Annotated in this window: 11 protein-coding genes and 2 pseudogenes; 9 read left to right on the top strand and 4 right to left on the bottom strand. The window is 61.2% G+C overall.

What is annotated here, in order from left to right:
• Positions 1-178: 178 nt before the first annotated feature.
• Positions 179-520: a DUF4873 domain-containing protein gene (locus QM615_RS16905; RefSeq protein ID WP_027498244.1), complete on the bottom strand. Its 342-nt coding sequence runs from the start codon at positions 518-520 to the stop codon at positions 179-181.
• 132 nt (positions 521-652) lie between these two features.
• Between QM615_RS16905 and QM615_RS16900 the strand changes: the two genes are divergently transcribed.
• The 5 genes from QM615_RS16900 to QM615_RS16880 all read left to right on the top strand — a co-directional run bounded on the left by QM615_RS16900 (position 653) and on the right by QM615_RS16880 (position 6,183).
• Positions 653-1,621, top strand: coding sequence for an AurF N-oxygenase family protein (locus tag QM615_RS16900; protein WP_027498243.1), 969 nt, complete (start codon positions 653-655; stop codon positions 1,619-1,621).
• Positions 1,622-1,779: 158 nt separating this feature from the next.
• Positions 1,780-3,294 carry a flavin-containing monooxygenase gene (locus tag QM615_RS16895; protein ID WP_027498242.1) on the top strand — a complete coding sequence of 505 codons (1,515 nt, stop codon included), beginning with the start codon at positions 1,780-1,782 and terminating at the stop codon, positions 3,292-3,294.
• Between the two features lie 39 nt (positions 3,295-3,333).
• Positions 3,334-4,203, top strand: coding sequence for an SDR family NAD(P)-dependent oxidoreductase (locus QM615_RS16890; RefSeq protein ID WP_027498241.1), 870 nt, complete (start codon positions 3,334-3,336; stop codon positions 4,201-4,203).
• The gene (locus QM615_RS16885) at positions 4,200-5,270 is read left to right on the top strand and encodes a ferredoxin--NADP reductase (protein WP_027498240.1); all 1,071 of its coding nucleotides are present in this window, start codon (positions 4,200-4,202) and stop codon (positions 5,268-5,270) included. Before QM615_RS16890 ends, QM615_RS16885 begins: the two co-directional genes overlap by 4 nt.
• A complete protein-coding gene (locus tag QM615_RS16880; RefSeq protein WP_027498239.1) occupies positions 5,260-6,183 on the top strand; it encodes an alpha/beta fold hydrolase in 924 nt (307 codons plus the stop codon). Before QM615_RS16885 ends, QM615_RS16880 begins: the two co-directional genes overlap by 11 nt.
• Before the next feature lie 30 nt (positions 6,184-6,213).
• Here QM615_RS16880 and QM615_RS16875 read toward each other — a convergent pair.
• Positions 6,214-6,580 (bottom strand): annotated as a pseudogene (locus QM615_RS16875) (AMP-binding protein); the annotation flags it as partial.
• Positions 6,581-6,686: 106 nt separating this feature from the next.
• Between QM615_RS16875 and QM615_RS16870 the strand changes: the two are divergent.
• Positions 6,687-7,439, top strand: coding sequence for a TetR/AcrR family transcriptional regulator (locus QM615_RS16870; protein ID WP_068052725.1), 753 nt, complete (start codon positions 6,687-6,689; stop codon positions 7,437-7,439).
• A gap of 31 nt (positions 7,440-7,470) precedes the next feature.
• On the opposite strand, the pseudogene QM615_RS16865 reads toward QM615_RS16870, so the two are convergent.
• Positions 7,471-7,986 (bottom strand): annotated as a pseudogene (locus tag QM615_RS16865) (transposase); the annotation flags it as partial.
• 572 nt (positions 7,987-8,558) lie between these two features.
• Between QM615_RS16865 and QM615_RS16860 the strand changes: the two are divergent.
• A complete protein-coding gene (locus QM615_RS16860; RefSeq protein WP_027498237.1) occupies positions 8,559-9,113 on the top strand; it encodes a PaaI family thioesterase in 555 nt (184 codons plus the stop codon).
• 16 nt (positions 9,114-9,129) lie between these two features.
• Here the strand turns inward: QM615_RS16860 and QM615_RS16855 are convergent, their stop codons facing one another.
• Positions 9,130-10,605, bottom strand: coding sequence for an MFS transporter (locus tag QM615_RS16855; RefSeq protein ID WP_371827903.1), 1,476 nt, complete (start codon positions 10,603-10,605; stop codon positions 9,130-9,132).
• A gap of 204 nt (positions 10,606-10,809) precedes the next feature.
• Here QM615_RS16855 and QM615_RS16850 point away from each other — a divergent pair, with 204 nt between their 5' ends.
• Positions 10,810-11,514, top strand: coding sequence for a TetR/AcrR family transcriptional regulator (locus QM615_RS16850; protein ID WP_027498235.1), 705 nt, complete (start codon positions 10,810-10,812; stop codon positions 11,512-11,514).
• A gap of 344 nt (positions 11,515-11,858) precedes the next feature.
• The gene (locus tag QM615_RS16845; protein ID WP_094665723.1) at positions 11,859-13,097 is read left to right on the top strand and encodes an SDR family oxidoreductase; all 1,239 of its coding nucleotides are present in this window, start codon (positions 11,859-11,861) and stop codon (positions 13,095-13,097) included.

Raw genomic sequence — 13,097 nt, 5'->3', positions numbered from 1 at the left:
GAGAAGGCCTACCACAGTCAAGAATCGGCTCTCCGCCCGGAGATGTTGCAAGCGTAGGAGCGGCAAGAAACCCGGGACGGTTCACTGACACGGCGCGCCGTCTGGTGGCGTTGCTTCACCCGCCTGGGCGCTATCGGACTGGATGCTGGGGAACGCCCCAGGGCGCAAAGCGGGTCGGTCAACCCTGATGTTCACTCTCTGCTATCGACTCAACTTCCTCGAGCGTGGTGGGGATGTGGTACGGCGGTCTGCTCGTGCCCGAGATGCGATAGCGGTCCCAGAAATCAGGGTCGCCCACGACGCACTCGGCGCGTCCCTCTGGTGTCGCAAAGACGGCAACCGTGCGCCTTCCCGAGAGGGCGGCGTGGAGCGCATCATTCTTGTCGATCCTTCCGTACCAGGTGTATAAGCCGTTGAGGGGCTGGAAATAGCCTTTGATCTTCACCCCGACAGCAATCTCCTTGCCACGGCACACCAAGGTGCCCTCGCCGGAGTAGTCGAGATCGTGGTCGTCAGACACGCAAGGCTCACTTTCTTCACATCAAACATTGACAAAAGAACGCATTGGCGCAGACACTATCAGTATCTGGTACCCGGAGTACGGGTATGAAGTCGAGACTCAGCTCGGCCCGGAACGCAACGGAGGTGTCACATGACCGTTCAAAATGTGGAGACCAAGCCCGACGTCTCAACGGAAGGCGCTGCGCGTGTCAGCGCCCGCAAGCCCGTCGACATGCAGAGATCTGCCGGCCGACTGCTGCGGGCGGCGGCCGAAAAATTCTATGACGCGGAGATCGACATCGATTGGGACTCACCCTGGGAGGAAGGAAAGTACTACCTGCCAGAGCATCGGGTCTCGCTCTACGGCACCAAGCTGTGGGAGAGAATGAGCGACGAGCAAAAGGCGGAACTCGGGCGCCACGAAATCGTCAGCATCCTCAGCTTCGGTATCTACGCGGAGAATCTGCTCAGCTCGGCGCTGCTCCGAACATCCGCCAAAGGCGCCCTGACAGATCAAAGGTCCCTCTACGCCCTTAACGAGATCGGCGACGAGGCACGTCACTCGACGATGTTCGCCCGACTGATCAACAAGACGGGCCTGGCACCGTACAAGTTGCCGAAGGGGTTCTTGAGCATCGCGAAGATCTTGCACTTTGTGCCTCTCGGCCCGTCCGTGTCCGGCGCGACTCTGCTCATCGAGGAGATCCTCGACCGCGCTCAGCGCGAGGCGATGAATGACCCGAAAATGCAGCCGCAGCTGCGCCAGCTCATGAAGATCCACGTTCTCGAAGAGGCCCGTCACATCACGTTCGCGCGGCTGGAAATGGTGGAAGGGATGCAGCGTCGCGGACGCATCTCGCGCGCCTGGCATAGAGGCACGTTGGCGGCCATTGCGAACTTTGCATACCCGTTGCTCATCAATCCGAAGGTATATCCCGATGTCGGAATCAGCCGTCTGCGCGGCCTGTGGGCGCAGCAGACGAGCCCGAACTATCGCGTCAACTTGCAGTTCATGTCCGAGCCGATGATCCGATTCTTCCACGAGGCCGGAATGATGGAGGGGAAGTTCACGATGGCGATGTGGCGCGCAACGCGCAGCCTGCCCGACGATCTGCGCTAACACGCCCGGCCCGGTCCGCGCGTCCCACAGCCCATTCCTCGACCCCACGACCGGATTCCTCGGTTCGTGGGCTTGGGCGGATGACATTCCCACACCTGCCACGCGTCACGGCGCGCCGTGCGGGTCCGTTTTCTGCATTCGATCAGGAGATTTTCACAATGCCGTCCTCCAACGCCAAGTCCGCCGCCACGGCGACAGACCCGGGAATAACCGAGCCCATCACTACCAAAGTTCTCATCATCGGCAGCGGCTTCTCTGGCCTCGGTATGGCCGTCCAGCTCCGCCGACGCGGGTACAGTGATTTCATCGTTCTAGAAAAGGCCGACTCCGTCGGTGGGACGTGGCGCGACAACACCTATCCGGGATGCGCGTGCGACGTACCGTCACTGATGTACTCCTACTCGTTCGAGAGTCGCGGTAGCTGGTCGAAGGTGTGGTCCTCGCAGCCCGAAATCGAGCAGTACCTGAAAGATATCTCCAACAAGCGTGGTGTCACTCAGAAGATCCACTTCGGGCAGAAGTTGGTCTCCGGATACTGGAGCGAGTCCGAATCTCGGTGGCACCTGCGTACCGAGTCGGGCCGGGAGTACGTCGCGCAGTACATCGTGTCCGGTGTCGGCGCTCTGCACATCCCGAATTTTCCGAATATCCCCGGAATCGACGAGTTCGCCGGTCAGGCGTTCCATTCGGCACAGTGGGACCACACGGTGGATCTCCAGGGCAAGCGGGTGGCCGTCATTGGCACCGGTGCCAGCGCGATTCAGTTCGTGCCGTTCGTGCAGAAGGACGCCGGCACACTCACGGTCTTCCAGCGAACCCCGGCTTGGGTACTTCCACGCAAGAACTTCGCGGTGCCGCCGGTACTTCGGACGCTGCTCAGCAAGATCCCCATTACTCGCCGCCTCGCTCGGTGGTCGGTCTACTGGGGCGCAGAGAGCCTGGCCTTCGGGCTCAACGGCCACTCCAACCTTATGCGACCAATCGAAAAGGTGGCGAAATGGAACATCGAGCGTTCTATCACCGACCCCGAGCTACGCCGGAAGCTGATGCCGTCCTACCGCATCGGATGCAAGCGCATCCTGGGATCGAACGACTACTACCCTGCGCTCGCCGCCCCCAACACGACAGTGATCAGCGATCGGATCGAAAAGATCACTGCCGATTCGATCGTCACCCCTGACGGCGTGTCACACCCTGTGGATGTGATCATTTACGCCACAGGGTTCCATGTCACGGACGGGTTCGATCAACTCGCGCTCAAGGGCGCTCGGGGCGAGGACTTGCCGTCGCACTGGCACCGGACGGGCATCAATACCCACCTCGGCATCACCACCGAGGGCTTCCCGAACCTGTTCTTCCTGCTCGGACCTAACACGGGTCTTGGGCACAACTCTGTCGTGTTCATGATCGAGCAGCAGATCAAGTACATCATGAAGGCCATCGACGCCGTCGACAGTCGAGGTGCGGAGCGTGTTGATGTGCGGGCCGAGGTTCAAGAACACTTCAACAAGAGCATCCAACACAAGCTCGCCAAGGGCGTGTGGACCAACGGCGGATGTACGAGTTGGTATCTGGACTCGCAAGGTGTCAACCGTACGGTGTGGCCCGGGTTCACCTGGCAGTACTGGCGAGCGACGAAAGACTTCGAGCCCGCCGAGTACGAGATCGCCTGACAATCCAACCGTAGGTCATCGAGAAGTGAGTATCCGACAGTGAGTAGTTCGACAGCAGGCAATTACGCGACCCAGGTCGCAGTCGTCACGGGAGCCGCCTCAGGGATCGGTCGGTCCCTTGCCCTCCAACTGGCCGAACGCGGGGCCAGCCTTGCCTTGTCCGACGTCGACGAAGTGCATCTCGAGGAGACGGCGGACATGTGCCGTACCGCGCATCGTGCGACCGTGGAGACCGCGGTGTTGGACGTGGCAGATCGTGCTGCGTTCCAGGTTTACGCAGAGAGCGTGCAGTCGTCTTTCGGGCGCGTCAACATGGTGTTCAACAATGCCGGCGTCGCCCTCGGCGCCGACGTTGTCGACATGTCCTGGGAGGATTTCGACTGGCTGATGGGCATCAACTTCGGTGGTGTCGTCAACGGGACCAAGGCGTTCCTGCCTTATCTGATCGCCTCTGGTGATGGTCATCTGGTAAACACCTCCAGCGTCTTCGGTCTGGTCGGGATCCCCAGTCAAAGCGCTTACAACGCCGCGAAGTTCGGTGTGCGTGGCTTCACCGAAGCGCTTCGGCAAGAGATGAAAATCAGTCGGCATCCGGTCACGGTGACATGCGTTCACCCCGGCGGCGTCAAGACTAATATCGTCAACAACGCTCGTGGTGTATCCGATATGGGGGCAGATACCGCCACCATTGCCTCGATGTTCAACAACATCGCCAGGACCACTCCGGAGAAAGCTGCGTGCGCCATCCTCAAGGGAATGGACAAGAAGAAGCCCCGAGTGCTGATCGGCGCAGACGCACGTGGCTTCGACTTTGTCGCACGCGTTGTCGGTCCGCGCTACCAGGACATCTCTGCGCCTGTCACACGCGCGGGCTACGCCTTGGCTCGTAAGCGGGGGATCATCAAATGACCCTCGAACAGGAGAATCGGCCGGGCACCACCGCGCGATCGCGAACGCTGACCGTGTCGGAGGTCGTGCAGGAGACCAAGGACTCCGTGAGCATCGCCTTCGAAGTGCCTGACGAGATCGTCGACGATTTCAAGCATCTACCCGGGCAGTTCATTACGTTGAAGATCCCGTCCGACCAGACGGGCCACGTCGCACGATGCTACTCGCTGAGCAGTTCGCCTCATGTCGATGACTTCCGCCTCGAGATCGGGGTGAAGCGCACCGCTGGGGGGTATGCGTCGAACTGGTTGTGTGACAACGTTTCCATCGGCATGGAGGTGACCGTCCTCACGCCATCGGGAAAGTTTACCGCTAAGAGCCTCGACGTCGACTTGCTCTTCTTCGCTGGCGGAAGCGGCATCACTCCGGTTCTGTCGCTGGTGCAGTCGGCTCTGGTGTCGGGCAGTGGGGAAGTTGTCCTGTTCTACGCAAACCGTGACTCCGATTCGATCATGTACAAGTGCCGGCTTGAGCAGATTAGATCTGAATTCGCCGAGCGGTTCACTTTGGTTGACTGGCTTGAGTCGGAGAACGGGATTCCCACATCAGAGGCTGTAGAAAAGATTATTCGTGAACACAAGGGATCGGCAATTTTCACCTGCGGGCCTTCCCCTTTCATGGATCTTGTGGAAAGCTCTGCCGCCGCATGCGGAGTGGATCATTCGGATGTACATCGAGAGGTATTCCAGTCGCTGACGGGTGACCCGTTCGACACCGCAACACTGCGTCGACTCAGTGACGACGAGGGTGTAGCTACGGCCACGGTTTACCTGAACGGAGAGTGCATCACCACGGAGTGGCCACGTAACACGCCTCTGCTCGATGTGCTGCTCTCGCGAGGGCACAATGCACCGTACTCGTGCCGAGAGGGCGCATGCAGCGCGTGTGTGTGCAAGCTCATCGATGGCGATGTCGAGATGGTGCAGAACAACATCCTCGTAGACGACGACATTGAAGACGGCGAGCGACTCGCGTGCCAGGCACTTCCGCTCACCGACGCTGTGACGGTGAGTTTCGATGACCTCTGACTCCTCGAAAGCTGGCCTATTGTCGCGGCGGTCGCGGGAGGTTCTCTCCAGTGACGGCACGAGGCTGTTTGTCGAGGAGTACGGGCTCGGTGATGATGCGCCGCTGTTGGTGTTCAGCCACGGGTGGGCTTGCCAAGGTCGGTTCTGGAGACCTCAGATCGAGCACTTCGCCACCACACACCGTGTGGTGGTGTATGACCAACGAGGGCATGGCTGGAGCGACCGGGGTCGCGCGCCCTTCTCTTCGTCGGTGCTCGGCGACGATCTCGAGGCTGTCTTGCGCGCTGTCGTCACGTCTAATCGTAAGGCATTGGTGACCGGTCATAGTATGGGCGGGATGTCCATCATGGGTTGGGCTGCCGAGCACCCGGAGTCGGTGCCCGTCTTATCCCGTGGTGCCGTCTTGGCGAGTACCGGCCCCTCGCAGTTGGTGAGTAAATCGACGCTAATTGGGTCGCCACGTCGATTCCGCGCCTCACTGGAGCGGGCATTCGCAGCCGGGCTCGCCACCGCGGGACCGGAGATGCTTGACACTCGCTTCAACCGACGGTTGGTGAAATACGGGACGATGGGTCCACACGCGCCAGCAGACGTTGTGGCTGAGTGTTCCGACATAGTACTGCGGTGCCCCCCTGCGGTTCGGGGAATGTGGGGCAGGGTCCTGGCCACCATCGATGTGAGCAAAGGAATCGACTCACTTACGGTTCCGACGACCGTGATCGTGGGCTCGGCCGACAAGTTGACACCCGCGGTTCATTCCATTGATCTCGCCGACCGACTGCAGCAGCGCCGCCGGTTGCATGAGTTCGTGGCGTTGCCACAGATCGGTCACATGATCAACATGGAGGCACCAAACTATTTCAACGAAGCAGCGGCCCGATTGGACGCAGCCACGGTAGGCGATGGCTTTTGAACCGTCGACCGGACACACATGAGCTCGTGAGACGGCCACGATCGTCGACAGGCCGCGCGTGTCCGAGTTGGGAGGGGTCCATCGAGGCGTACAGCATCGATGGCATCGCCACGGTGATCTTTTTTGCGTCGATGGTGCGCAGCACCTCGGCGGATAAAACTTCGGCAGCACCATCATCGGGCCGCCTTTCGTCAGGGTCGGCACGAAGAACGCGGCCCCAGCATGCGACAGCGGGGTGCACATCGAGAATTTGGGGAACCCGGCCATTCTCACTCCGGAGAGTTGAATCTGCGTCATCGTGAACATTGCCGAAGCCTCCGATGGCTCCCTTCGGCTTTCCGGTCGTGCCGCCGGTGTATGTGATCGACACGGTGCGATCCGGCGGACGATCGGCTGCTTGAGGGAGGGTGCCGAACCGCTGCGAGCGAACCGAGAGGTTTCAGCGAACGGCTCTCCAGCCCGACTCGCTTGAGAGGACCCTTCAGGGTATTGTTAACCCCATAATGTCATTCGTCCGCCGCGTTTCATTTACTCCATCTCAGGTGCAGCGTCGAGTGGCCGATGCCCGTAGCACCCGCTGGGATGAGCATAGAGTCGAGGTACGCGCGCAGCTGGTCGACGCGACCATACGGATCATCGAACGGTATGGTGCAGGCGTCAGCATGGACGACATCGCTGCGGAGGCCCGTGTATCTAAACCAAAGCTGTATCGCTACTTTGGCGACAAAGCGGGCTTGAACGCGGCGGTGGCGGCGAAACTCGGTGCGTTGATGTGGGATTCGGCGAAAGTCACTATTCTCGCCGACCAAGATTATCTTTCGGTTGACGACATGGTTCGCTCGTCCGTCCAGAGCTACGTCGCGCTCGTCGGGCAGTATCCCACTGTCGTCAGATTCCTTATGGCGAATCACTTGTTTCAGTACTCCGGATCGGGAAATGGCGGAGTTGCTGACGAACTGAGGTCGGTGATGGAGGTCGTCGCCGATCGGTTCACTGAAAGTCTTCAGCGTGTTCACGCAGATACTTCGGTCATTCCCTTGGCCGTGGCGTCCATTCTGGGTTCTGGTCTATCTGCGACTCAGTGGTGGATCGACAACGGTCGTGAGCAAGGGGTGGATGATACGTTCTTCGCCGCACACCTATCAGAGACGACGTGGGGAATCATCGACGGCGCGGCCGCAACCGTAGGCGTGGCCTTCTCACGCAGTCTGCCATTCAGCCATCCCGGTTTCGCGTCCCGCCACAAAATGGACTGAATCACCCTAGATATCCAATAATTGTAACTTGTCAAGCTGCGTCGGGTTGTTGCGCGGTGCGGTGTGCCCAAGCGGTGTGTTCGTCGTATTCGGTGCAGTGGCGTACGCACCCGTGCAGGAGCCCGACAAGTCTGTTGGCGAGTGCGCGGAGCGCTTGGTGGTGGAGGTCTCCGGTAGCACGGTGTTGTTCGTAGAACGCGCGAGCGGCCGGACTCTGGCTGAGGGCGCAGAACGCCCACCGGTCGATGGCATCGTAGAGCCGCCGGTTGCGGATATGTCGAGCCAGTACGGCCCGCTTCTTGCCCGACGCAACTGTCAGGGGTGACGTACCGGCGTAATTCTTGCGAGACTTGACGTTGGTGTAGCGGTCGACGTCGTCGCTGAATTCACCGAGCCCCGGGCGGCGAGGATGACACCGATTCCTGGCAGGGAGAGGTAGATGGCGGCGTTGTGTGTCAGCGTCCGGGTGTGTTTCAAAATGGCGGGTCAGATCGGCTTCGAGGTCGCCGATCTGACGGTTCAACTCCGCGATCAACGCCAAGAGTGCGCCCGGCATCGCGCTCGACCTGCGCTGCGAACGCCTGCAACCACGAAAGGCGAACGCTACCGATCCCGTTTCTGCGCCCGCTGCGCACTCCGCGACGACCTCCATGCAATCTTGATATTCGATAACGAGGACATCGCGCTGGACGCGCTCCTTCAAGCGTTGGGCGCAACAAATCGACCTCAGAGCGCGGTCATCTTGATGCGAGGCGCGCGGGCCTCGCCTGCCGCCGCGGAGCGGCAGAGATTGGGGTCGTCGCAGCATTCGGCCGAGGCAGGTCGGGTGTGAGATAGTTGCATTCGCGAGATGCCCTTCGTGGTGGCTGGAATGTTCCCTAGACAAGAACTCAGTTACGGGCAGTCCGCAAACGCGGCCTCAGAATAGTCATCTCCAGGTCCGAAATCCTCGCGGCAGATCACTTCTCTCTTTAAAGCTATGTCGGCTTGGTCGATCCTTTAGTGCGGTTCACTTCTGACATAGTGCAGTTTATCTTTCGAAACTAACAGCGGTGCAGGCCGAGCGCACGAAGACGCGACAGACTCGGCACAATGTTTTCACGACAGAGAGGTCCGACCATGAAAAGAATTCCAGACGAGGTCAGCGGGTCGGCCGGCCCCGCTATCGAGAACTGGGCGCGCTCGTTCTGGAGCACGAGTTTCGATTCGCCTGATCTACCGCCCCACCACCCCGACTGTCTTGGTTGTGGGCCGCAGAACCCGCACGGCCATGCCCTGTCGGTCCAGCGTGACGAGAACGGCGTGGTGGCTCACCATGTGTTCGATCAACGTCATGTCGGGGCACCCGGGATAGCACACGGCGGCGCGGTGGCGACCGTTCTCGACGATCTGTTCGGCTTCCTGCTCTACACAGTGGGTGAGCTCGCCGTGACGCGGCGTCTCGAGCTCGACTACCTAGCGCCGGTTCTGCTCGGCACTCCATACGTATTGCGTGCTGCCGTTCGGTCTCGTGATGGGCGCAAACTGGATCTCACGGCCACGATGGACGATGCGCAGGGCCGCTCGGTAGCCACCGCTACTGCCCTGTTCGTGGTGGTCGAGGTCGAACACTTCATGCAGTCCCAAGCCCGAGCCCAACTCCGGGCCACAGACACGAATCACACCGAAGAATAGACACCCTGGCCGACCTTCACCGACGTCCGTCACCCGCGGTGGCTGTCGTACGGCTGCGTCTACCTGGCGCAAAGACGGCGAGGACGAGTGCCCCAGCGGCGGTCAGCGCCGCCAACGACAGCGTCGCCTGACCACTTCCGTGTACGAATGCGGCTCTGGCGAACTCGGCCAGCGGCTGACCAGCTGGTCCTGCGCGGTCGGCGACCTGCAACGCGGCGGCCAGAGAATCGGCCACCGGACCACGGGCAGGCTCGGGTAGCTGGGGCAGAGCCGGCTGAATGTGCTGAACGTAACCGGCCGCGAGCACGCTACCGGCTACCGCAATCCCAATCGCGGCACCGATTTCGCGAGCTGCGTCGTTGACCGCGGCAGCCACCCCGTGCTTGGCCTCAGGAGTGTCCGAGACGATGGCGAAAGTCGCAGGGGCGGTACACAACCCCAAACCCGCACTCATGATGAGCAAGGGCCACAGCAGGTCAGGGTAAGTTGCCGCGACGGTCAATCTGCTCACCATCACCAGTCCCGCCGCGATGGTGAGCAGACCTACAGTGGTCATCACCCGCAGGCCAACAATGTTCGACAGCCAGGGTGCAATCACCGAGATCACGATGAGCGGCACGACCATAGGGGTCAACGCCAACGCGGCGGTGAGCGGTCCATAACCGAGAATCAACTGCAGATACTGCACCAACAGCAAGAACACCCCGAAGGTCACCAGAAATTGGATACAGACCGACAGTGCGCCGGCACCGAAGCCACGGCGGGCGAACAACCGGACATCGAGTAGGGGTGCCGAGGAACGTAGTTCTACGACGACGAACACCACAACTGCGAACAAGCCCACCGCAGTGCTGATGGCGACGAGCGAATCCGACCAGCCACGGGCCGGAACCTCGATCACAGCGAAGACGATCGCCCCGACCGCGACAACTACGGTCACCGCGCCCACCCAATCGACCGGTGGATGCTCCTGCTGGCGGGACTCCGCGATACTGCATGCCAACCCGGCCAGAACCGCTCCGGCGACGGTCAACCCGACGAACACCGAGGTCCACGACCACTGTTCGAGCAGCACACCAGCCCCGAGGATGCCCAGGACCGCCCCGGATCCAGCAACCCCGGCCCACACACCTACAGCGCGGCCGCGATGCGCCGGTGGAAATCCCGCGGTCAGTATCGACAGCGTCGAGGGCATGACCAGCGCCGCACCCGCCCCAGCCAACGCGCGAGCAGCGATCAGCCACGCCGGGTCGGCGAGAAACAAGGGCAAGGCCGACGCGAAAGCGAACAACGCCAACCCCGCCACGAGCACCCCGCGGCGACCGTACCGGTCACCGATCGCACCGGCAGGCAGAACGAAGCACGCCAATACCAGCGTATAACCGTCGACTATCCAGGTCAGTTGAGCTTGCGTCGCCCCTGTCGCGACCGCGATCTGTGGCAACGCTGAATACAATGCCGCCATTGCGGCCACCACCAACGCGACCGCCATGCACGACACAATCAACATCCACCACTGGGCACCGCTCCATCGAGCGACGCTGGCAGAGTCGGATCTACGTTCGTTCAACGGCCAGCCTCCCAGTTAGAGACTGATCGTCTCGGTACGAGACTATTAGTATCATAACTTTGCGGGTGTGACAGAATGGTCAAGCGAGGACATGTTTTGTCAGTCAAAATGGAGCGGAGCCCGTTCATGGTCGACCCTCTCGTTGCAGCCGAGGGTCCGGCCGACCCCCGGCTGGCGCGCTCACGTAACCGGTTGCTCGAAGCGGCGGGCCAGCTGCTGTCCACCGGCGGTGTCGAGGCGGTCACCGTGGAGGCGGTCACCCGCATGTCGAAGGTTGCACGTGCCACTCTGTACCGCCACTTCGGAAGTACCACTGACCTGCTTGCTGCAACCTTCGAGCGACTACTACCCCCAGTCGACACCGATATCGATACCGGTCCGCTACGTGAACGTCTGATTTCGTTGCTCACCACCCAAGCCGACCTCATCGACCAAGCTCCGGTGCAGATGACCACGCTGGCCTGGCTGGCAATGGGACCCGTCAACAGCGGCGACGCCAGCCGGCGCGATCTCGATCCTGGCGCGGTGGTCTCGCTTCGGGCCCGTGTCATAGAGCAATACCGCAGGTCCCTGGATCAGATCCTGACGGCCCCTGACGCTCGCGCTGTACTCGGCGAGATCGACACCACCTTCGCCCTCATTCAGCTCCTCGGACCGATAGTGTTCGCTCGCCTCACAGGACTGCGCCACATCCACGCCGACGACTGCATCCAAATCGTCGACAACTTTCTCGCCGCCCATGCCGCAAGTGTCCGATCGAGCACTTCGCGCGACCACAGCCGTCCACGGCCGGCCGCGACGCTAGACCCGCAGCTCACCGACGGCCAATAAAACTTGATGCGAAATTTCACCATCAATGCGCTATCCAGTCAGGGATCGCAGCGCTCACTGGATACGGCCGGACGTGTGCTCGAGAACTCGGAGTTGCACTGCAGTGCACTTCTGACATCGTGCAGCCGTCTTCTGAAACTGACACGAGGAACGCGAATCGGTCGTAATCTGCTCCAATAATCCGCCCGTTCGACTGTGTTCTGTTGGGAACCCTCTCAACAAAAGTTGAGCAACGCTATGGGGCGTACCAGACTTTCCCGGTCACCCGATCTCGAGCCCTCGAAATTGCTACGTTCTGCCGGTCCGAAGTGACATGGGACACCGATCGTTGCAGGGGAGCGAGAATGCACGTAGAAGCACTGTTCGGAGATGGTTCGTTGCGTCCGGTCTGGCCGCACGCGGATGCACTGATCACCAGCGAATGCCCGGGGCTTCGCTTCGCCGGCAAGTACGCCGACGTCGTCGCTCTGAGCAACGGTGATCCGACCGCGTTGCGGCCGTTCGTCGACGAGGACACCCGACGCCGGGTGGCGAGCATGGCACCGCCGCGCACCGACACGGCGCTGGTGTTCGGAGCCAACGGATTCCTCGGCGCGCACCTGATCGGCCGACTCACTCGTGATTCCGCCGTCGAGGTCGTCTATGCGATGGTGCGCCCCACCGAGGAGGAGACGGCGTTCGAGCGCCTGCAGCGCACCTTCGACCAGTACGAGATCGAGGTCGACGCCGACAAGATTCGCATCGTCGAGGGCACTCCCACGACGTTCCGGTTCGGTCTCGACAAGGCTGCCTACTTCGATCTTGCTGCCGGAGTGGGGCAGATCTTCAATTGCGCCAGCTCGACCGACTACACCGAGAGCTATGCCGATCTGCGCGACGACTGGTTCGTGAGCGTCCTGCGCATTCTCGAATTCAGCATCACCTCCACGCGTAAGCACCTCACCTACGTGGGCAGCATCGGAGCTCACCTCTACCAGAAGCCCGAGGATTTTCGCCGCCCGGATTCGTGGTGGTACTCGGGCTACGCGCAGATGAAGTGGGTCAACGCAACGCTTCTCGGGTGGCTCTCGATGTCGGACACCTACTCCGTCACCCTGTGCGAGGCCCCCTACATTCTCGGAAGTACCGAACTCGGCCGTGATCCCGGACGGGTGTACAGCTTCTGGCGCATCATCGAACTGGCCATCGCCGCCGGTGCCATCTGGGACGGCCCGGGAATGAACTACGTTCCGGTGGACGTGATGTGCGACGTCATGGCCGGCAATGCGCTGCGCAGTCACCCGTTGACGCGGCTCCTACCGAGCAACCCCACCGGTTACGGCCACGACCTCTACGCCGAGCTGCTCGGACTCGACCTGGTGAGCTGGGACGAGTTCAAAGAGCGCGTCAGTTCGCGCATTTCGCCTCGATTTGCCGAGACGATGCTGGCCGACAACATCGATCAGCTGATGCGCCTGGTGCACAAGCCCGAGGCGATACTCCCACTCGACCACGACATCTCGTGGTGCGACCACCGCCGACTGTTCGAGCTCTATTTCGAGAAAGCACAGCTCAAGACGCTCACGCCCGCCGCCGTCAACTGA

The sequence above is a fragment of the Rhodococcus sp. IEGM 1341 genome, from assembly GCF_030056895.1.
In the GTDB taxonomy this organism is placed as follows: domain Bacteria; phylum Actinomycetota; class Actinomycetes; order Mycobacteriales; family Mycobacteriaceae; genus Rhodococcoides.
The sequence above is the reverse complement of the archived record's forward strand: the minus strand, read 5'-3'. Positions and strand labels throughout refer to the sequence as shown.

What these genes read in the sequence shown, in the direction of transcription:
- QM615_RS16900 (WP_027498243.1), top strand. Translation starts at nt 653, where the DNA reads ATGACCGTTCAAAATGTGGAGACCAAGCCCGACGTCTCAACGGAAGGC.
- QM615_RS16895 (WP_027498242.1), top strand. Translation starts at nt 1,780, where the DNA reads ATGCCGTCCTCCAACGCCAAGTCCGCCGCCACGGCGACAGACCCGGGA.
- QM615_RS16885 (WP_027498240.1), top strand. Translation starts at nt 4,200, where the DNA reads ATGACCCTCGAACAGGAGAATCGGCCGGGCACCACCGCGCGATCGCGA.
- QM615_RS16880 (WP_027498239.1), top strand. Translation starts at nt 5,260, where the DNA reads ATGACCTCTGACTCCTCGAAAGCTGGCCTATTGTCGCGGCGGTCGCGG.
- QM615_RS16870 (WP_068052725.1), top strand. Translation starts at nt 6,687, where the DNA reads ATGTCATTCGTCCGCCGCGTTTCATTTACTCCATCTCAGGTGCAGCGT.
- QM615_RS16860 (WP_027498237.1), top strand. Translation starts at nt 8,559, where the DNA reads ATGAAAAGAATTCCAGACGAGGTCAGCGGGTCGGCCGGCCCCGCTATC.
- QM615_RS16855 (WP_371827903.1), bottom strand. Translation starts at nt 10,605, where the DNA reads ATGGCGGTCGCGTTGGTGGTGGCCGCAATGGCGGCATTGTATTCAGCG.
- QM615_RS16850 (WP_027498235.1), top strand. Translation starts at nt 10,810, where the DNA reads ATGGTCGACCCTCTCGTTGCAGCCGAGGGTCCGGCCGACCCCCGGCTG.
- QM615_RS16845 (WP_094665723.1), top strand. Translation starts at nt 11,859, where the DNA reads ATGCACGTAGAAGCACTGTTCGGAGATGGTTCGTTGCGTCCGGTCTGG.